The sequence below is a fragment of the Clostridium zeae genome (assembly GCF_017312485.1).
Classification (GTDB): Bacteria; Bacillota; Clostridia; order Clostridiales; family Clostridiaceae; genus Clostridium_AR; species Clostridium_AR zeae.
Map to the genome: position 1 here is coordinate 405,898 of NZ_BMBA01000003.1, position 21,186 is coordinate 427,083.

General features: G+C 30.3%; 20 protein-coding genes. 7 read left to right on the forward strand and 13 right to left on the reverse strand.

Going from position 1 to position 21,186, the window contains the following annotated elements:
• From J3477_RS16560 to J3477_RS16570, 3 genes are all read left to right on the forward strand, one after another.
• On the forward strand, nucleotides 1–483 hold a 483-nt coding region (locus J3477_RS16560; RefSeq protein ID WP_206871065.1), incomplete at its 5' end, for a BclA C-terminal domain-containing protein.
• Between the two features lie 456 nt (nucleotides 484–939).
• Nucleotides 940–2,049, forward strand: coding sequence for a glycosyltransferase (locus J3477_RS16565; RefSeq protein ID WP_228731300.1), 1,110 nt, complete (start codon nucleotides 940–942; stop codon nucleotides 2,047–2,049).
• 369 nt (nucleotides 2,050–2,418) lie between these two features.
• Nucleotides 2,419–3,834 (forward strand): aspartate ammonia-lyase, encoded by a 1,416-nt coding sequence (locus J3477_RS16570; protein WP_206871066.1) that lies wholly within the window; start codon nucleotides 2,419–2,421, stop codon nucleotides 3,832–3,834.
• Between the two features lie 314 nt (nucleotides 3,835–4,148).
• On the opposite strand, the gene J3477_RS16575 is transcribed toward J3477_RS16570, so the two are convergent.
• The 5 genes from J3477_RS16575 to J3477_RS16595 all read right to left on the reverse strand — a co-directional run bounded on the left by J3477_RS16575 (nucleotide 4,149) and on the right by J3477_RS16595 (nucleotide 10,275).
• Complete coding sequence (locus J3477_RS16575) at nucleotides 4,149–5,183, reverse strand: ribonucleotide-diphosphate reductase subunit beta (protein WP_206871067.1); 1,035 nt, start codon at nucleotides 5,181–5,183, stop codon at nucleotides 4,149–4,151.
• 61 nt (nucleotides 5,184–5,244) lie between these two features.
• On the reverse strand, nucleotides 5,245–7,476 hold the full coding sequence (locus J3477_RS16580) for a ribonucleoside-diphosphate reductase subunit alpha (protein ID WP_206871068.1): 2,232 nt from the start codon (nucleotides 7,474–7,476) through the stop codon (nucleotides 5,245–5,247).
• A gap of 339 nt (nucleotides 7,477–7,815) precedes the next feature.
• Entirely contained in the window at nucleotides 7,816–8,172 is a 357-nt protein-coding gene (locus J3477_RS16585) for an arsenate reductase family protein (protein WP_206871069.1), read from the reverse strand.
• Nucleotides 8,173–8,273: 101 nt separating this feature from the next.
• Entirely contained in the window at nucleotides 8,274–9,605 is a 1,332-nt protein-coding gene (locus J3477_RS16590; protein WP_206871070.1) for a sensor histidine kinase, read from the reverse strand.
• Nucleotides 9,583–10,275 (reverse strand): response regulator transcription factor, encoded by a 693-nt coding sequence (locus J3477_RS16595; RefSeq protein WP_206871071.1) that lies wholly within the window; start codon nucleotides 10,273–10,275, stop codon nucleotides 9,583–9,585. Before J3477_RS16595 ends, J3477_RS16590 begins: the two co-directional genes overlap by 23 nt.
• A gap of 528 nt (nucleotides 10,276–10,803) precedes the next feature.
• Here J3477_RS16595 and J3477_RS16600 point away from each other — a divergent pair.
• Nucleotides 10,804–11,502, forward strand: coding sequence for an ABC transporter ATP-binding protein (locus J3477_RS16600; protein WP_206871072.1), 699 nt, complete (start codon nucleotides 10,804–10,806; stop codon nucleotides 11,500–11,502).
• 1 nt (nucleotide 11,503) lies between these two features.
• Nucleotides 11,504–13,081 (forward strand): putative ABC exporter domain-containing protein, encoded by a 1,578-nt coding sequence (locus J3477_RS16605; RefSeq protein ID WP_206871073.1) that lies wholly within the window; start codon nucleotides 11,504–11,506, stop codon nucleotides 13,079–13,081.
• A gap of 241 nt (nucleotides 13,082–13,322) precedes the next feature.
• Here the strand turns inward: J3477_RS16605 and galE are convergent, their stop codons facing one another.
• Together galE and J3477_RS16615 are read right to left on the reverse strand one after the other, a co-directional pair.
• On the reverse strand, nucleotides 13,323–14,330 hold the full coding sequence (gene galE / locus J3477_RS16610) for a UDP-glucose 4-epimerase GalE (RefSeq protein ID WP_206871074.1): 1,008 nt from the start codon (nucleotides 14,328–14,330) through the stop codon (nucleotides 13,323–13,325).
• A gap of 145 nt (nucleotides 14,331–14,475) precedes the next feature.
• Nucleotides 14,476–14,634, reverse strand: coding sequence for a hypothetical protein (locus tag J3477_RS16615; RefSeq protein WP_206871075.1), 159 nt, complete (start codon nucleotides 14,632–14,634; stop codon nucleotides 14,476–14,478).
• 306 nt (nucleotides 14,635–14,940) lie between these two features.
• Here J3477_RS16615 and J3477_RS16620 point away from each other — a divergent pair, with 306 nt between their 5' ends.
• On the forward strand, nucleotides 14,941–15,798 hold the full coding sequence (locus J3477_RS16620; protein WP_206871076.1) for a YitT family protein: 858 nt from the start codon (nucleotides 14,941–14,943) through the stop codon (nucleotides 15,796–15,798).
• A 156-nt stretch (nucleotides 15,799–15,954) separates the two neighbouring features.
• Here J3477_RS16620 and J3477_RS16625 read toward each other — a convergent pair whose 3' ends face one another.
• Nucleotides 15,955–16,512 carry a Fe-S-containing hydro-lyase gene (locus tag J3477_RS16625; protein WP_206871077.1) on the reverse strand — a complete coding sequence of 186 codons (558 nt, stop codon included), beginning with the start codon at nucleotides 16,510–16,512 and terminating at the stop codon, nucleotides 15,955–15,957.
• Between the two features lie 12 nt (nucleotides 16,513–16,524).
• Nucleotides 16,525–17,367, reverse strand: coding sequence for a fumarate hydratase (locus J3477_RS16630; protein ID WP_206871078.1), 843 nt, complete (start codon nucleotides 17,365–17,367; stop codon nucleotides 16,525–16,527).
• A gap of 149 nt (nucleotides 17,368–17,516) precedes the next feature.
• On the opposite strand from J3477_RS16630, the gene J3477_RS16635 reads away from it, so the two are divergent.
• A complete protein-coding gene (locus J3477_RS16635; RefSeq protein ID WP_206871079.1) occupies nucleotides 17,517–18,326 on the forward strand; it encodes a DUF3048 C-terminal domain-containing protein in 810 nt (269 codons plus the stop codon).
• A 158-nt stretch (nucleotides 18,327–18,484) separates the two neighbouring features.
• On the opposite strand, the gene cwlD is transcribed toward J3477_RS16635, so the two are convergent.
• From cwlD to truA, 4 genes are all read right to left on the reverse strand, one after another.
• A complete protein-coding gene (gene cwlD, locus J3477_RS16640; RefSeq protein WP_206871080.1) occupies nucleotides 18,485–19,180 on the reverse strand; it encodes an N-acetylmuramoyl-L-alanine amidase CwlD in 696 nt (231 codons plus the stop codon).
• Between the two features lie 248 nt (nucleotides 19,181–19,428).
• Nucleotides 19,429–19,821, reverse strand: a complete 393-nt coding sequence (gene rpsI / locus J3477_RS16645; RefSeq protein ID WP_206871081.1) for a 30S ribosomal protein S9 — start codon at nucleotides 19,819–19,821, stop codon at nucleotides 19,429–19,431.
• Between the two features lie 26 nt (nucleotides 19,822–19,847).
• Complete coding sequence (gene rplM, locus J3477_RS16650) at nucleotides 19,848–20,282, reverse strand: 50S ribosomal protein L13 (RefSeq protein ID WP_183279185.1); 435 nt, start codon at nucleotides 20,280–20,282, stop codon at nucleotides 19,848–19,850.
• 156 nt (nucleotides 20,283–20,438) lie between these two features.
• On the reverse strand, nucleotides 20,439–21,173 hold the full coding sequence (gene truA / locus J3477_RS16655) for a tRNA pseudouridine(38-40) synthase TruA (RefSeq protein WP_206871082.1): 735 nt from the start codon (nucleotides 21,171–21,173) through the stop codon (nucleotides 20,439–20,441).
• Between the last annotated feature and the right edge of the window lie 13 nt (nucleotides 21,174–21,186).

Here is a 21,186-nt window from a genome sequence, read left to right on the forward strand (position 1 = left end):
ACTGGTTCAACAGGAGTAACTGGTGTTACAGGGGCTACTGGTCCTACTGGTTCAACAGGTTCTACTGGTACTTCCCCAACAACAAATTCAGCCTTTGCAGCAAATACTAGTGGTTCCATAATATCGGTCATATTAGGAGGTACTTCAGTTTCCTTACCAAACAGTCAAAATATAGGCCCAGGAATTAGTATAGACGGTACTAATACTACTTTTACCGTCTCTAATGCTGGAACCTATTATATCACTTATGATATTAATTTAACTGCCGCTTTAGCTGTTAGCTCAAGATTGATAATAAACGGATCAGCGAATACAGCTTCTACTGTTGATCCCGTGTTATCGACCTCATCATTTACAAATGATATAATAGTTGATTTAACTGCTAACTCTACTATTACTCTTCAGCTATTTGGACTTTTAGGTGCAGCTACTTTAATTAGTGGTGGAGCAGGTGCTTCTCTTTCAATAATTCGTCTAAGATAATCATTAATATTTTGTACCCCAGAGTGTCTGACATACTCCTGGGGTACATTTTAAATTATTCCTTAATGTAAATTCCAAAATTGCATACCTTAATTTTGCTATTTTCAAATTTATTCTATTCTTAACCTTTATTCTTAATCCAATTATTCAACCTTCACTTATCTATAAACTTCTTAATTTATACTTACTCAGAGACTTTGATCTTACAGTTATCTGTCATATGTATACTATACTCCAACTAAATCACTACTATAGATGTACCACTTCGATCCAAAATCTATTTTTAAAACTCTCACAGCTTCTGGTGAGAGAATTTAAAAATAATAAATTTTATTACGAAGTGGTACATCCATATTATGAACAAAAAATTTTCCACATCATAATATATTAAAGGATTTTTACAACTCTAATTTATATTTAAATCAAAATATTGAGATATGAAGCGAGGTAGTTTCCATGAATGAAAATATAAGTATCAGTTTATGTATGATAGTTAAAGATGAAGAACTCACTATAGGCAGATGCTTAGATTGCATAAAAGACATAGTTGATGAAATCATAATTGTTGATACAGGCTCTACGGATAGAACAAAGGAGATAGTAAAAAAATATAACAGTACTATTTATGATTTTAAATGGATTGATGACTTTTCAGCTGCAAGAAATTATGCTTTTAGTAAAGCCAATAAAGACTATATACTTTGGTTAGATGCGGATGATGTATTTTTATCAGAAGATATTGAAAAATTTAAGAAGCTAAAAACCACTTTAGACCCAAATGTTGATTCAGTTACAATGAAATATAATATAGGAATAGACGAGTACGGCAATGCAGCATCATCTTATAGACGCAATAGACTTGTCAAAAGAGTAAAAAACTTTGTGTGGATAGGTTTCATTCACGAATACTTAGAAGTATACGGAAACATAATTAATAGCGATATAAGCGTAACTCATCAAAAATTAAAATCTACCCCTAATAGGAACATTGAAATCTTTAGATTCAAGCTAAAAGAAGGAATAGAATTCACACCGAGAGATTTATTATATTATGCACATGAACTTTATGATCATGGTGAGTTTGAAGAAGCTTTATTAAACTATAACAAATTCTTAGATGATGGCTTTGGTTGGTATGAAGATAATATAAGAGTTTGCTCAAACATTACAGATTATTATCAAGGCGAAGGCAAATTTGAAAAAGCTCGACAATATGCTTTTAAAAGTTTCCAATACGATTTACCTAGAGCTGAAGCTTGTTGTAGAATTGGCTTTTCATACTTATGTGAGAATAAACTCGAACAAGCGATATTTTGGTATGAATTAGCTACTAAGCTCAAGAAGCCAAGTAATAGCTTAGGTTTCTTCAACGAAGCCTCTTGGACTTGGTTGCCTCATCTACAGCTTTGTGTTTGCTATGATAGACTTGGAGACCATACAAAAGCTTTTGAGCATAATGAAACAGCATATAATTACTCTCCTAATGATACTAGAGTTCTTTATAATCGACAGTATTTTGAATCTATAGGTTTAAAGAAGAGCAATGATAAAGATGAAACTCCTTAAAATATTACTATTACATTTTTTAGCAACTATAAATACTATATATTTTATTTTATAACCCATATTTTATATATTTATCAATGAAATCGTATCGAAAATAGCATATATATTTCTATTACTTGTGCTATGCATTGACAAATATATGGATATAAGAATATTATAATTCATGTAGAACAAAGGTGTTTTCGCTTCTAGGCGAAAGCACCTTTTTTTATTTTTTAAAGTCAGATGCACATAAAATTACTAACGAGAACTACATCAACAACTTTTGATTTATAATAAATCTTTGGCCAAAGGTTTTAATAGATATTAATTATGCATTATGTATTATCTTATTTTATTAAAGAAAAAACTTATAGCGAGGTTAATATTATGGAATATAGAATAGAAAAAGACTTAATAGGCTCAAAAGAGATTGACAATTCTAAATACTATGGAATAAATACTGTTCGTGCATTAGAAAACTTTGACTTATACAGCAAACCTGTAAATATAGATTTTGTAAAAGAGATAGCATTAGTAAAAAAAGCTGCTGCAATAACAAACTTAAAGCTTGGTAAATTAAGTGATCAAAAGGCTGATGCTATAATAAAGGCAAGTGAAGAAATCATTGACGGACTTTTTGATGATCAATTTGAAGTAAGTGCTTTCCAAGGCGGTGCAGGTACTTCAGTAAATATGAATGTCAATGAAGTAATTGCTAATAGAGCTATCGAAATTATTGGCGGTAAAAAGGGGGATTATAATATAATTCATCCACTAAATGATGTTAATATGTCACAATCTACCAATGATGTCTGCCCTACAGCGCTAAAAATAGTTACCATAAAAAAGGTTCAAAAACTAGCAAATGAAATAAATAATCTTAAAGAAGCATTAGAATTAAAAGAAGCTCAATTTTCTAAAATCTTTCGTCTTGGTAGAACTCAACTAATGGATGCAGTACCAATGACTGTTGGACAAGGATTTGGAGCATACGCTAAAGCCTTAGAAAGAGATTTATATAGAATCGGTAAAACTGAAGAAAATCTAAGCAATATAAATATAGGTGGAACAGCTATCGGGACTGGCATAAACTCAAGTGATAGATATATTTTTATAATATCAGATACCTTAAGGTCACTTACTAAGCTTAATGTAAGTAGATGTGAATGTTCCATAGATGGTACGCAAAATACCGACGCCTTCGTTGAGGTATCAAGCGCTTTGAAGATTTGTGCATCGAACTTAATCAAAATATCTAATGATCTTAGAATTTTAAATTCAGGACCAAGAGGTGGCTTTGGAGAAATCATACTTCCAGCTCGCCAAGCAGGCTCATCAATAATGCCTGGCAAAGTAAATCCAGTAATTCCTGAGATGGTAGGACAAATATCTATGAGAGTAATTGCTAATGATACCGCTATAACAATGGCCGCATCCTCTGGTCAGTTAGAACTAAACGCTTTTATTCCACTAATAGCTGAAAGTATGTTAGAATCTTTAGAACTTCTAGAAAAAGCTGCTATATTGTTTAGAGAAAAATGTATAGACGATATTTTAGTTAACGAAAAAAATTGTATTGAGAACCTCGAAAAATCAACTGCTTTAGTGACTTCTTTAGTTCCATTCATAGGCTATGACAAAGCCTGCGAACTTGCTAAAAAAGCATTAAGAGAAGACAAATCAATTAGAGAAATTCTATATAGTGAAGACATTTATTCCAAAGAAGAAATAGATACAATGCTTGATCCCTCTCAATTAATTAAGCCATCAGAATTAAAAGACAGCATACGTGTTGTTTCATAAATGCTTTACCCTATTTATAATATAAGTAATGCTAAAATACTGTGTTAAAATTAAGTGGTTATTCATCCGATGCTTTAATGAGCTTACTTATAATCACTTAATTTCAATAATACTTTTAAGCATATCCATAATAAGAGTAAAGACAAAGGATTTAATAATTCCTTTGTCTTTACTCTTATTAATAATATCGAATGCGTAACTAAACTATTAACTAATACACGCTAAAAGTCATATGCACATGATTATTGAACAAGTATAAACTAAACTTCCATATAGGAACTCTTTAGCTATCCCTAATTTAGAAATTAATAATCCTACAAATCATCAACTAAAGCACCTGCTTTAGCATAAGCTGTTGATTTTGCTTCGAAGAAATCAGTCTTAACTGAATTAGCATCAGCATATATATCTACCCATGTAGATGGATTCTTATCATATCCTTCATATAAAGGCTTAAAACCTATATCATTAAGCCTTATATTACCTAAATATTTAATATAGTCGTGTATCATCTTCTTATTTAGTCCTTGAATTCCATCCGCTATTACATAATGTCCCCAAGCTATCTCATTCTCAACACCTGTTCTAACCATCTCTCTTAATTCTTCAACTAATTCTTCAGTAAACATCTGTGGTTCTTCTCTCTGCAGCTCTCTAATTATATTTCTAAATAGCCACAGATGAGTATTTTCATCTCTATTTATGTATCGAATTTCTTGAGCTGATCCAGGCATTTTACCATTTCTCTCTAAGTTATAGAAAAACATAAATCCAGAGTAAAAGTATATTCCTTCTAAGATATAGTTTGCCATAATAGTTTTTAAGAAAGTATTTTCATTTGGGTTTTCAACAAAATTATTATATAAATCACCTATAAACTTGTTACGTTCAAGAAGTATCTTATCATCCTTCCACTGAAATAGTATCTCATTTCTCTTTTCTGGTGGGCATATTGTATCTAACATGTAGCTATAGCTTTGTGAATGTACTGCTTCTTGAAACGCTTGGATAGTTAAGCATAGATTCACTTCACTTGCTGTTATATAGTTATTTATATTTCCAAGGTTAGCTGTCTGTATTGAGTCAAGAAATATTAAAAATGATAATATCTTATCATACGCTACTCTTTCCTCACCAGTGAGCTTTGGATAATCCTTCAGGTCTTGAGCTAAGTTAATTTCTTCTGGTATCCAAAAGTTATTCATAGCCTGCCTATACCAATCAGACACCCAAGTGTATTTCATATTATTAAAATCATTAAGATTTGTTGTATTTCCGTTTACCATTCTCTTTTTTGAGATTTCAGTATCTCCATTTTCATTAAACAGAGGTTTCTTATTTATAGCCATATTTTATTCCTCCTTAATTCATCTGCACTTTTTTAGTTTATGCCTAATCACTGCGCTGAAATTAAGCTGAGCAGCTCTCACAATCACTTACTGTTAGGGATTTAGATCTAACATAATATATACTCTTTACGCCTGATTTACAAGCTTCTATATAAAGGTTCATTATCTGTCTCATTGTGTAATTAGTTGTTATATAAAGATTAAAGGACTGTCCTTGATCAATATGTCTTTGTCTTACTCCATTAAGCTTAACACACCATGCTTGATCGATATTATATGCTGAATTATAGTACCAATAGTTATCCTCTGAAAGATTTGGGGCTATCTTTGGAGTTATACTGCCCTTTTTCTCTTCCATCCAAAATCTAGACATAACCGGATCTATTCCCTCTGATGTTCCCGCAATAGTAGCCGTTGACCCATTTGGTGCTACAGCTAATAAATATCCGTTTCTCATGCCATACTTCTTTATATCCTCTGATAATTCAGCCCATTCTTGTGATTCGTAATTTCTAATTCTAAAGTAATCACCAGTTTCCCAATCAGAACCTTCAAAGTGTGGATATGTTCCTTTTTCTTTAGATATGTTCATTGAGGCCTTAATTGCATAATAATTTATCTTTTCATATACTTTATCTGCAAATTCTATATGATAATCGCTAGTCCAGGATACCTTATTATTAGCAAGCATATGATGATAGCCGCTTGTTCCCAGTCCTATAGCTCTATATTTTTTGTTTGTTATCTCAGCAAAAGCAACTGAATAATAATTTAAATCTATAACATTATCCATAGCTCTTATTTGAGTTTCTACTATGTATTCTAGTTCTTCATCATTTGTCACATCAACATTTCCTAAAACTACTGAAGATAAATTACATACAACAAAATCTCCTGCCTTAGTTCTCTCAATTACTACTTTATCTCCATTAACATCTGTTATTTCTTCCTGAAGGATATCCATAGCACTCATATTTTGCATTATTTCAGTACAAAGGTTAGATGAGTATATCATTCCTTTATGCTTATTAGGATTCATCATATTAGCAGCATCTCTATAAAATGCAAATGGTGTTCCTGTTTCTGCTGCACTCTTTATTATAAGTCTGACAATATCTTTTATAGACATTATCTTCTTTTCAATTCTTTCATCGTTGACGCAGTCCCAATATCTCTCTTCCCAAGCCTCTCCATAGAAGTCTTCTAGAGAATAACCTTTAACTGTTCTTATTTCATGTGGGCACATCAGATACCAATTACTATCTATCTTTTCCTCTGCTAGTTTCCAAAATAAATTAGGGTAGCATATCCCAGGAAACACATCATGAGCTTTTTTTCTATCATCGCCATTATTAGTCTTCAATTGTAGAAACTCTGGTAAATCTCTATGCCATGCATCTAACCAAATAGATACACTACCATTTCTAACACCAAGTTGATCTACAGCTATTGCTGTATCATTATATAGCTTCACCCAAGGTATAACCCCTCCTGAAGCACCTTTAAACCCTCTTATTGCTGATCCTAAAGATCTTACCTTACCAAAGTATATACCCATTCCTCCACCAAATTTTGATACCTCTGCAAAATTATCTAGAGATTTATATATACCTTTCAAACTATCCTCTACTGTATCTATAAAGCAAGAACTTAATTGATAAAATGGCTTTCTAGCATTTGACATTGTTGGAGTAGCCATTGTCGCTTTTAATGAACTAAGTACATCATAAAATCTTTTAGCCCAATAAACTCTTTTATCATCTTTTTCTGGTATTGCTAAATGCATAGCTATTCCCATAAACATCTGCTGTGGTAATTCAAGCGGCTTCCTATTGAAGTCTTGAATTAGATATCTTTTAGCAAGCAAACTTATACCACTGTATGTAAATAAAAGGTCCCTCTTTTGGTCCATATATTTTTCTAATTCATCTATGTTTTCCTTTGAATAGTTCTCCAAAATATACTTTCCATAAAGCCCTTTTTCAGTAAGTTCAGAAACAAAATCATAAAAGTTTTTATAAGGATCTGAATCTTTATCGATTCCTCTGTTAGCTCTTACCTCATCATATAGTCTTACTATATATAGCTTAGCTGCTCCATTAAGCCACTTTGGTTCTTCTTCAGTGGTAAGTTCTAGGCAAACCTGTATTGCAGAATTTATCATATCATCATAATTCATGTTTTCTCTTATTATATGTTCTAATGAATCTACAAGTTTTTTATTTGAATATACTTCTTTATCCCCATTAATAGCACTAAGCGCTATATCACACAGTTCTGATAGATTTTTCATAGCATTTCTCCTCCCACAATATATAGTATGTTTATTAACATTCTATTCTCAATAACACAATATATTGTCTTATATATTATAATAACCAATTAATTAATTTGTAAAATTGCTTTTTTCCCAAAATAGCCAAAATAATATACCTTTATTGTATACATTTCATTTTTTCTTCTTTTTCCTTACTAAACCATTTTTTAAGCTCTAACTTTCCACAAAAATATTTCCAATATAATCCACGAAACACCATGCAGTCTTTCCCTTACCTATCATAGTTACAAAACTTGATTATTCCTCGCTTTATACAGAAAAAAAAGAGGACTATGCCTCTTTTCTTAATTAAAGCTATTTTATTTTATCTTCCCACTGCTCTTCTTTAAATCCAATTAAAACCACATCATCTTTTAATATTATTGGCCTTTTCACTAGCATTCCATCTGAAGCTAAAACCTCGATAAGTTCTTCATTGGAAGCTGTCTTTACTTTATCTTTAAGATTAAGTTCTTTATACAGCCTTCCACTAGTATTAAAAAATTTATTTATTGGCAGACCACTCTTTTCTATCCATAGGCTTAACTCTTCTTTTTTAGGATTATCTTCATTAATGATTCTTTCATTAAACTCTATATTATTATCTTGAAGCCACTTTTTAGCTTTTCTACAAGTACTACACTTTGGATATTGTATAAATGTAACTGACATATTGATTTCCTCCTAAATAAACATACTATTTTCCGGCTAGTATTTGTTTATAAACTATATTAAAATAACACAAGAAAAAAGTAAAGAGACTTATCATCTCTTTACTCTGCTTGTTTAGGAATACTTATATAAACCTTAAACATATCTCCTTCTGTTTCAATATTCATTGTACCAGCATGAAGTTCAACTATACTTCTAGCTATAGCAAGACCAAGCCCTGATCCATCAATATCTGAATTTCTTGACTTATCCCCTCTGACAAATCTCTCGAATATTTCATCACTGTCAAAATCCATTTCATACGCCGCTATGTTTTTAAAAGTTAGCTTTATGCACTTCACTTCATCATTCACATCTATATAAATTCTAGTATCTTTCATGGAATACTTTATTGAGTTAATAACTAAATTACCGATAACTCTAGACATCCTATAGCCATCTACATTTACAATTAAACTATCTGGTGTACTTACCTTAAATTGCAATCCTTTTTCTTCATAGAGTCCAGTATATTCTCCTAGTGTTTGATATAAAAGCTCTACTATATCCAGATCTTGTTTATCTAGCTTTACCTTCCCGCTACTCATCTTAGAGATTTCGAATAAATCATCTATTAAAGTTTTAAGCTTGTAGGATTTATTGCTTAACACCTCTAAGTAATCCGTTCTCTCCTCTTCCGATATATCATCTCTTTTTAATATATCTACATAATTGATTATTGAAGTTAAAGGAGTCCTAAGATCGTGTGATACATTGGTTATAAGTTCTGTTTTGAGTTTTTCTACTTTAAGTTGATTTGATAAAACTATTCCGTATCCTTCCCTTATTGAATTAATATTATCAGCTATTTCTTTAAACTCACTAACCTGATTAGTCATATATACCTTATTATTTAAATTGCCATTTGCAAGGTCTTTTGTTTGTTCTATAAGTTCTTCAACCGAATTTATTCTTTTCATGATATATATAGAAAAAAAGACTATAACTCCAATAACATATGATATCAAAATAGTTATACCATCTAAAGCATTATTATAATGTCCCCTTACCCTATATAGAGCATTATCAAATGGATCAATTAATAAATATATACCTACAGTTATTCCTATTATTATTATTAATGTTTTTTTATTTCTAACTACTATTCTAGGGACATTATATAAAAAGTTTTTAATTATACCTACCGATTTAATAATATTTAAATCAAATATAAATTTAGCTATAGCTTCATTCCCATATATTTTTCTATACCTTAATACTTTATATATAAACATAACTAACCACAATAAACATATAATAGTGACAATATCTATAATTCCTGTTTTCCATGTGGATATAGTCATTAAAACTGCTATATACATCTCAAGTTCATAGATTTTCATAAAATAATTCTTGAAACTCTCTTTTAATTTATTTATCAATCTTATAACCAATACCCCACACCACCTTTATATATTCAGGTTCTTTCGAGTTAATTTCCAATTTTTCTCTTATCCTTCTTATATGAACTGTTACTGTACTTTCACTCCTATAGAACGGCTCGTCCCAAACTCTTTCATATATCTCTTTTATAGAGAACACTCTCCCTGGATTAGCAGTGAAAAGAGAAATTATCTTAAATTCCGTAGCTGTAAATCTAACTTCTTCTCCCCTTATAAAAACTCTCTTCAAATTTGTATCTAATATCATATCTTTTATATGTATGATATTAGCCTTTTCTTCAACTACCAAAGGGCTTTCATATCTTCTTAACTGAGATCTAACCCTAGCTACAAGCTCCAAATGATTAAATGGCTTTGTCATATAGTCATCTGCACCTATATTTAATCCCAATATCTTATCATTATCTTCGGACTTAGCAGATAACATTATGATTGGTATATTATTTTCTTCTCGAATTCTCATGCAAGTTCTTATTCCATCTAATTTTGGCATCATTACATCTAAGATAATTATATGTATCTTATTACTCTGAAGCATATCTAAAGCTTCTATACCATTGGAAGCCTTTAATACCTTAAGACCTTCTGTCCTTAAATATATCTCAATTGCATCCCTTATTTCCTTCTCATCGTCAACCACTAATACTGAAAAACTCTCCATAATTAACACCTCATAATCAATAATATCATTTCGTCTATAAAAACTCTTCCTAAGTGCTCCTTTATTATCTAAACTTTAAAATCACCCAAATACAATAATATTATCTTTTTATTACAAAACCACATACAAATTTATTACAAATATATTAAGATTTTCTTATTTGCTCTACAAGTGCTTTTTTATCATTTATAATAAATCTTGATTCACCATGATGCCTTAATAACTCTAATTATAAAAATTTCATACACATTTACTGTAATATAAATTTAAGTTCTAATATCCATAACTATTATTTTAACAATCTTTTATATAAAAGCATATTTATTTAAAACATCTTAAAATTCTCTTAAGTTTTATTGTTAATAGAGTATTTTTTGGAATTTAATGGTACAATGTATACGTGTTCTTATATCACCAGATATAACAATTCACTCTTTCGATATATTTAATAAGCAACACTTTGAAAAACTCATTTAAATATGAGATTTTATTACAAAATATTAGGTCATTATTTCAAGGAGGAATAGCATGTTAGAAGTGATAAACTTAAATAAAAAATATAATAAGCTAGAAGCAGCTAAAAATATAAACTTTACAATAAATAAAGGTGAAATAGCAGTATTAGTTGGACCTAATGGTGCAGGTAAGTCTACTACCTTAAAATCCATTGCAGGTTTATTAAAATATGAAGGTGAAATAAAAATATGTGGTAAAGTTAATAAGTCTGTTGAAGGCAAACGCCTTTTTGGATATGTTCCTGAACTACCATCTCTCTATCCCCTACTAACTGTAGAAGAACATATTCATTTCATGGCCAAAGCTTATGGAATAAGAAATTACGATGCAAGAGCTGAAGAATTACTTAGAACCTTTGATATGTTTGATAAAAAAGAAAAGCTTGCTCAAGAATTGTCCAAGGGTATGCAACAAAAGGTAAGCATAATTTGTGCTTTAATCACAAATCCTTCTGTAATACTTTTTGATGAACCTATGATTGGTCTAGATCCAAAAGCTATAAAAGAATTAAAAAATTTAATTTCTGAGCTAAGAAATGATGGAGTATCAATTCTAATAAGTACTCATCTACTAGATAGCATGGAAGAGCTATGGGATAGAATACTGATAATGAAAGATGGAGAAATAGTACTATCCAAGAGTAAAAGTGAACTTGATGAATCCAATGAATCTCTGGAAGATATATTCTTTGAATTCACGGAGGAAAAATAATATGTCTCCTCTTTTGTATATATTGAGAAGAAGCTTTATTAATAATATAAAGCTTATAAAAAGAAAACCATCAAAATTGATACCAATTTTATTTTATGTACTTTTACTTGGTTATTGCGTTGCTGCACCTTTTATAGCAAAGAAGGCAGATTTAAAAAGCACACCATCTGTTTACTTTATAGGCATATCAACCCTAGTTACTATAATATTTATGATTACCACAGTATATTTTGGAGCACAGAAAAGAAACTCATCTTTTCTTATGAGTGATGTGAATTTTGCCTTTACTTCCCCACTTAGTCCACAAAATATACTTATGTATGGATTTATTAAAGAGATTCAAACTACCTTTATTACATCCTTGTTTATTTTATTTCAAATACCAAATTTGATTAACTGGTTCAGATTTGCGCCATTTGGTGTTGTAGTATTACTATTAACATATATAATATTTTTTATAATTTTATCATTCATTTCAGTATTGATTTATAGTATATGCTCAAAAAGAGCTTATTTAAAAAATATATTGCAAGTAGTGGCAGAAGTTTTTGCTGCTGTCTTAGTACTTTATACAGCTTTTAACGGCTATAATCATAGGGATAATTTATTAGTATATCTTACATCAATGTATAGTGATCATCGCTTAGATTACGTCCCTATAATTGGGTGGGTCAAAGCTATCATAACCCAATGCTTTATCGGTTTAAACTATTCATTATTTATTTATCTAGGGTTATTACTTTTAGTACTAGTTGTGATAGTATTTGTACTTTATAATTTGAATTTAGATTTCTATGAAGATGTATTAGATAAATCTGAATTAAATGAAACTATGAAAAACCTAAAAACTAAACAACTAAAATCTGCTGATTTTATGCTTGAGGGCAAGAGAAAAAGGAAAACTAGAAAAGTTACCTATAAGTATGATAGTATGTTTGGAGAAGCTATCTTCAGAAAGCATCTATTAGAATATAAAAAGACAGGCTTTGGCCTTGTTAATATGTATACAGGCGCCTTGCTTATAGGGGCAATAGGTTATGGACTATTCTTTCCTATAAAAGATATAAATATATTCCTATACTTTACGATATACATGGGCTGCATATCTAATTTTGCTTCTAAGTTTAACTTTGAGATTGTAAAACCATATATATTTTTAATACCAGATAGTGATGATAAGAAAATATTCTGGGCCACACTATCTTCAATATTAAAATATATCTCAGATAGCGCTATAGTCTTCTTAACTTTAGCAGTAATAATAAAAGCTAATCCACTTGATGCAATACTTTGTATTCTTGTTTATATCTCATTTGGCTTTGTATTTACTTACGGAGCAGTACTTAATTTAAGATTGTTTGGTGGTATAAATTCTGATGCAATAAAAGGATTATTAATGTTTTTCTCAGTAATACTTTATGTTCTTCCTGGAATAATAGGTGCTGCTGTTATCGCAAATGAATTATCATTTTTAGGGCATTATGCAATATATTTTGCATTTCTTATCTGGAACTTGTTTGCAGCAATAGTCATACTACAATTATCTAAGGGAATTCTGAATCACATAGAATTAGATTAAATCGTATATATTAATTTATAAATATCCATAGTAATACTTATTATATAGATGTACAACTTCGTAATAAATTTTGTATTTTTAAATTCTCTCACCAGAAACCGTGATAGTTTTAAAAACAGATTTCAGATCAAAGTGGTACATCTTTAATAATATCTAAAACAAAAAATACAAGCTATAAACAATTATATTTTATAGCTTGTATTTTTTTATTATCTTTATATTAAATACATTTTCTCATATATTAGTATTTAATTATGGTTTCTCTTATTTCTCCCCACTTTAACGCATCTGCAATGCCTTGTTCTATAGACAGCTGTGATTGCCATCCAAGCAATTTTTTTGCTCTGTCAGCATTTGCATAAGATCCTGGTACATCCCCAGGTCTCGGTGGAGCTTCTTCTTTATTTATTTCTTTACCATACACATTCTCAAAAGCTTTAACTAGTTCTTTTACTGTAACCCCATCGCCACTTCCAAGATTTATAACTAGATAATTATCTATAGCTGTCGAGTCTTTAAACGCCTCTTCAAATCTTTCAACAGCTTTAACATGTGCAAGTGCTAAATCCCAAACATGAACAAAATCTCTAACTCCAGATCCATCTCTTGTCTCCCAATTAACACCTGTTATCTTAAATACAGGATCATTTCCACGAGCAACATCAACCAACTTACCTAATACATGACTTGGGAATTGAACATGTACTCCTGAACGCATTTTAGGATCTGCTCCTATTGGATTAAAGTATCTTAATGCTATACCCTTCATTCCATATGCAAAGCAGAAGTCTTTTAGTATCATTTCCATCATATACTTTGTCCTTGCATATGGACTTCTTGCATTAAGCGGTGCCTCTTCAGTAACCATGAAGTTTGGTACATCATCATATATTGATGCTGATGAACTAAAAACTACATTTTTACAACCTAATCTATTCAACGTATGAAATAATTCTAATGATTTGCCTACATTTTCTCTATAATATTCATAAGGACTTTCTACAGATTCAGGAACAACAATTAATGCTGCACAATGTATTGTATAGTGAATGTCTGGATGCTCAGAGAATATCGTCTCCAAGAGATCCCTATCAGCTATATCTCCTTGATAAAATATCTTTCCTTTTGTGAATTCTTCTCTTCCTGTTACTAATGAATCTAATATTATGGGTTCATGTCCATTATCAATAAGAGCAGAGCATATTGTACTACCTATGTATCCTGCTCCACCTGTCACTAATACTTTCATAATTATCCCCTCCTACATATTATATTTTAATTTATTACTACATTGTAGTACATTACAATAATGTTACAAACCGCTAAACGCTTACTCTCTTTTGTAAATTAATTTTAAACCAATTTCCAAAATGTACATATTAATCCAATGAGTTTTACTTAGATTTAATAGTTTGATTTTCAATAGTAGCTTTATTATCAGCGTGTTTACTATTTGTAATTCCTTCTTTTATAAAAATCCCTATACTAAGAAATACTAATATTATTAGTAATATAATTTTAGTTTTCATACTTCCAGGAAGCTTAATTCTCATTTTATATTCCTCTATTCAACTAAATATTTTTAATTACTCAATCTATATTTTATATCACAGTATAAATATTGTCTATTAATGTATAAATTAATCATAATTAATTTATTTATATTTGCGTATATATTAATACCGAATATTGTATACTAGGCTTTATAAGCAATAATGAAGAATTTATAGCATTTTTTATTAAATCATGAATAAAAACTTGTAATTTGCTTTTATAGGTTATTCTACTTTTTACATAATACTGTTATTCTTATATAATCTTCATGTAAAACATTTATCTTTTAGTGAGAGGATTTTAAAATGGACTACATAAAAACTCGAAAATCTTACATATATGATATTTTAATAATAGTAACAGGCTGCTTTATATCATCCTTGGGCATAAACTTATTTTTAACCCACGCAAAGCTTCTTAGTGGTGGTGCTACTGGAGTAGCACTAATAATCCAGTACTTAAAAGGCTTTAATGCAGGTTTCTCTGTATTCTTAATAAACTTACCTTTATTTATAATTAGCTATATTAAACTAGACAAGAAATTTACAATGTATTCTGCATTGGGAATGGTGTCATTATCTGTGTCACTGATAATTACTTCTCCATTTTCCAAAATTATAGTTCTTGATGATATTCTTCTTTATTGCATATACGGTGGTGTACTATGCGGAATTGGATATGGATTAGTATTCTCAAGAAATGGATCTACTGGTGGTACTGATATAATTACAATGCTTATTAGAAAAAAATACTCCAATTTTAATATAGGAAAATTAGGCTTTACTCTTAACTTAGTTATAGTTGCAGTAGGTGCTTTTTTCTTCGGTATCCCTAAAGCACTATATACTTTAATCTCTATGTTTATACAAAGCTATGTCTTAGATGTTATGGTAAGAGGATTATCAAGAAAAAACTTACTTCTTATTCTTACTGAAAGAGAAGAAGATGTAATAAATTACATAATTAACGATTTACACAGAGGTGTGACCTCTCTATTTGCTGAAGGTGAATATACTCATGATAGAAAGAAGATGCTTTATTGTATTGTGACCACAAGACAGATGATCGAACTAAAGAATACAATTCATCTAGTAGATCCTAAAGCTTTTGTGACCATAATTGATATTTCAGAAGTTCGAGGTAAAGGATTTAAAAACATCTAATAGATAAAGGGAATTTCTATATCTCTGATTATAGAAATTCCCTTTATCTATTTACACATATGATTAGAAACAATTTAACAATTTCTTATAAATGAAAATACATTACAAGACCGTTTTAAGATTATATTTTACATATATCTAATTGTATCTATATTGTTATTTAATACTAGCTAAATAATTTTTTTGTCCAATTTCATATAGATTATTACCTTTGCTATCTATTATAACTACAACAGGTAAATCTTCTACTTCCAATCTCCTTATAGCTTCAGCCCCTAGTTCTTCATATGCAATAATCTCATTTTTCTTTACGCATTTTGAAATAAGAGCGCCTGCTCCTCCAATAGCCCCAAAATATACAGCTTTATTCTTTATTATACTTTCAACCACTTCATTGTTTCTTAGCCCCTTACCTATCATACCTTTAAGACCTAGGTTTAACAGCTGTGAAGTATATGAATCCATTCTATAGCTAGTTGTTGGACCAGCAGACCCTATTACCTCACCTGGTTTAGCTGGAGTTGGACCTACATAATAAATAACTGAATCTTTAACATCAATAGGCAATTCTTTATTGTTCTCTATTAATTCAATAAGCTTTTTGTGAGCAGCATCTCTTGCAGCATATATAGTACCGCTGATAAGCACTGTATCCCCAGCCTTTAGATCTAAGACTTTTTCGTCAGTTAATGGCATGATTATCTTCTTTTCCAATTAATCTTCCTCCTATAACTCTATCTCAGCATGTCTAGTAGCATGACAATTGATATTTACCGCCACTGGTAGTCCTGCAATATGTGTTGGATACACCTCAACATTTACACCTAATGCTGTGGTTTTCCCACCAAAGCCTTGAGGCCCTATTCCAAGCTCATTAATTTTTTCTAAAAGTTCTTTTTCCAAATCAGCATAATAATTACTTGAATTGCTTTCATTTATATTTCTTATTAATGCCTTCTTTGCTAAATTAGCAGCCTTATCAAAGGTTCCACCAATACCAACACCAACCACTATTGGTGGACATGGATTAGGCCCAGCTTTTCTAACAGTTTCTAATACAAACTCTTTCACACCATCTATACCGTCTGATGGCTTTAACATTTTTATTGCACTCATATTTTCTGATCCAAAGCCTTTAGGCGCAACAGTAATTTTTATTTTATCTCCGCTTACGATATTATAATAAATTACTGCTGGGGTATTATCTTTAGTATTAACTCTCTTTATAGGATCTTCAACTACAGATTTTCTCAAAAATCCTTCGTCATATCCTCTTCTTACTCCTTCATTTATTGCATCCTCAAGAAGTCCACCAATGATATGTACATCTTGCCCTAATTCAACAAACACACATGTCATACCTGTATCCTGACATATTGGCATATTTTCATTTTTAGCAATATTTGAATTTATCACAATATTATCTAAAATATTTTTAGCTATTGGCCAACTTTCCTTTTCTCTAGCATCTTGTAAACTATTTCTTAAATCTTCTCCAAGATAATAGTTTGAAGAGATACATAATTGCTTTACTGAATCTATTATTTGTGTAATATGTATTTCTTTCATATTAACCTCCCCAAGTATATTAATAAGATTTATTTAACAAATAAATTTTGGATTGAAGTGTTTCATCTTTAAATATAAATTGTAATTCTTAGCATATTATGATGAGAATGAAATTATAATCTATTATATCATTATTTTAAGGAGTAGGCATGAAAACAAAACTTTCCTCAAAACTTTACGACGTAATAATATACGGATTGATAGTAATACTATTACTAATCGTATTTTACGATTTCTATCATATAATGAATAGGGACAAGACCAATTCAGTTCCCCATAACAGTATTAGTGTATCCCCAATAACAGGTGAAAGAATTACGGAGGTTGGATCATCAAATTCAGTAATCGGTATTAAGTATTCTCCAGTAAAAATAAAAGACCTCACTAATGTAACGATAAGTGATATAGTCTATGAAACCTTTAATAAGGAAAGCAATTATATAGAATATTGGGCAGTCTTTTATAATAAGAAAATTGAGCGAAATGATTCTATAGATGTGATTAAAAATCTAACATTAAAAGACATACCTCATTTCGATTTTATGGACAAGGTAGACTTATATAAATTTAATTTTAAATCCAATTGTGATACTGTTTTTGTAGAATATAAACCAGGTATTTCCTCCAGTTTTACATATAATGGAGAAAACTATGTTCACTATAATGGTCCAATAACAGAAAAAAATGTTGTTACAAACAAAGAGCTCTCTTTTACAAATTTAGTCATACAATATGTAGATGAGAAAAATATAAACCACGAAGATATCTTTTCTCATAAAGGAGAAGGTGATGGATTTTTATTCACAGGTGGAAAAGTTCAAAAGATATTTTGGAGAGATAATAAGTTCTTCTTAAGTGATGGAGTTACTCCATTGACATTAATTCGTGGGAATACTTATTGGGTAGTCACTGATAGTTCAACAAACATAATAACATCAAAATATCTTGTAAAAAAATGATTTTATCTTATAAGAACCCATAATTTTGCACAATCTTATGTATAATATACTCTTTTGTATAATATAAAAAGAGACTGTTTCAGAGTTTTTTAGATATTAATCACTTTGAAACACTCTCTATATATCTGCATAACAACATTATTTCCTAGGAAATTTGGTTATTCAGCACTATTTTTAGACTGAAAGTACTTATCTACTCCATTGCTGATTGCCTCTGCTAACTTTCTCTGATAATCTTCTGTTTTTAGCAATTGTTCTTCATTTGGATTAGACAAAAATCCACATTCAACTATAACACTTGGTATTCCTAAATTATCTCTTAATATCTTATATTGATCTCCAGCTGCTTTTGCTATTCTTTTATTATCTTTGTCAATTCTCTCAACTAGTAAGCTTTGAATTGTATCACCTAGCTTTTTACTTTCTTCATTACTTGCGTGCCATACCTGTGCTCCGTAATATTTACTCTGAGGGAACATATTTTGATGTATACTTACAAATATATCGCATTTAGTACTCTCTTTTAATTTGACTCTATTAGTTAAATCTTCTACTTTTTTTTCTTTAACAGAATTTCCTTTTTCATATAACCCACTGTCATCTTCTCTCGTCATATAGACCTTATAATTTTTCTTCTCTAAATAGTCTTTAAGCATTAATGAAATAGCTAGATTAATATCTTTTTCTATAGTGCCGTTCTTTGATTTTGCACCACCATCAATTCCACCATGTCCTGCATCTATTAATACTACTTTTTGTGCTTGTTTCGTTTTGTCTTCTACTGCATTGACAATTACAGTATTAGTTAAAAATAAAATTATGCAAACAAATAATACAGCTATACGCTTCCTCATAGTGACCTCCATAAATACAATAATATCCTTAGTATTTTCTGCAGCATTTATAGATTTATGCACTATATAAAAATTATATCTATAGGTATGTTTACAAATTATGATTTTAGACATAAAAAAGCTCACTTAAGTGATCTTCTTCAGTGAGCTTTTTTAACGCATCTGCCTTTTCGAATGCACATGAGAAAAATTTTATATATTCCTTTACAATAAAAAAAAAGAGGAATGCTCCTCTTTTTTTTGAAATACTATCTCTTTGAGAACTGTGGTGATCTTCTAGCTTTCTTAAGACCGTATTTCTTTCTTTCCTTCATTCTTGGATCTCTTGTTAAGAATCCTGCTTTCTTTATTTCTGGCTTAACAGCTTCATCAGATTTAACTAGAGCTCTTGATATACCATGTCTTATAGCTCCTGCTTGACCTGTAAGTCCACCACCATGTACATTAACTATAACATCAAATTTATCTTTAGTTCCAGTTAATACTAATGGTTGATTAACTATAACTCTTAAAGTTTCTAAACCAAAATATGTTTCTATATCTTTGTTATTGATTACTACCTTACCTTCACCTGCAACAAGTCTAACTCTTGCAACTGATTTCTTTCTTCTTCCAGTAGCCATGTATTGAACCTTTGCCATTTCTAATCCTCCTCCCGAGCGTCAAATTAGTACTTTAATTCAAGTACTTCTGGATTTTGAGCTGCATGGTTATGTTCTGCACCTCTATAAACCTTTAGCTTTGTAAGCATTTTTCTTCCTAAAACTCCCTTTGGAAGCATTCTTCTTACAGCTTCTTCAAAAGCGAATTCAGGTTTCTTATCTAAAACTTCTCTATATGGAGTTTCTTTTAATCCACCTGGATATAAGCTGTGCTTTCTCATTAACTTTTGATCTAATTTCTTTCCAGTTAAAAGAACCTTTTCAGCATTTATAATTATTACGAAATCTCCGCAATCAACATTTGGAGTAAATGTTGGCTTATTCTTACCTCTTAATATTGAAGCAACTTGGCTAGCAACTCTTCCTAGTGGCTTTCCAGCAGCATCAACGACATACCATTTTCTTTCAACTTCATTAGCTTTTGCAATGTATGATTTCATCGTTTTCCCTCCCTGAACTTTCTTTAAAGCTTGCTTACGCATATAGTCAAATCTATAATGTCAAGATCCCTGCTAAGTGGATCTTATACACGTATCTCACGAACATAGACTATTATAATACACGCTTACGGGCGTGTCAACAAATTTTATCAATATTTAGTAAAAAACTTTTTCTAAACATAAACCACAAGCTGGTGCAGGTTTTCCGGCTTTCAGTCTTATTCTATCTGATATAATTTTTTTTACATCACTAGGTTCAATCTTATGTATACCAACCATTATTAAGGTTCCCACTATTATTCTTACCATATTATATAAAAAACCATTACCTGCTACATAAAATTTAATAATATCATCATTTACTTCAATATCTAAACGATTTATTGTTCTAACAGTGGTTTTTACTGATCCACCTTTATTTTGGAAAGCTTTAAAATCGTGAGTTCCCAAAAAATATTGAGCCGCCACTCTTATAGACTCTATATCTAGTTTTTTTTCATAATTATAAAAATAATTTCTTCCTATAACAGTTGGTACTTCATTATTCCTTATAGTGTAACTATACATTTTTCCCTTTGATGAATATCTAGAATGAAATTCATCTGAAACCTCTTCAGAGGATACAACTAATATATCATCGGGTAGCTTTGTATTAAGGGCATCCTTAAACCTCTCAGCAGGTATCCTACTATCAGTCCTAAAGTTTGCTACATAACCTCTTGCATGAACCCCAGAATCCGTTCTGGAGCTTCCTAGAGTCTCTATTTCTTCTTTAGTTACAGCTTTAATTGCCTTGTTTAATTTATCTTGTACAGTCATACCATGTTTCTGTTTTTGCCAGCCATTATAGCTAGTTCCATCATACTCTAAAACAAGTTTTATATTTCTCAACTAAATCACCTAA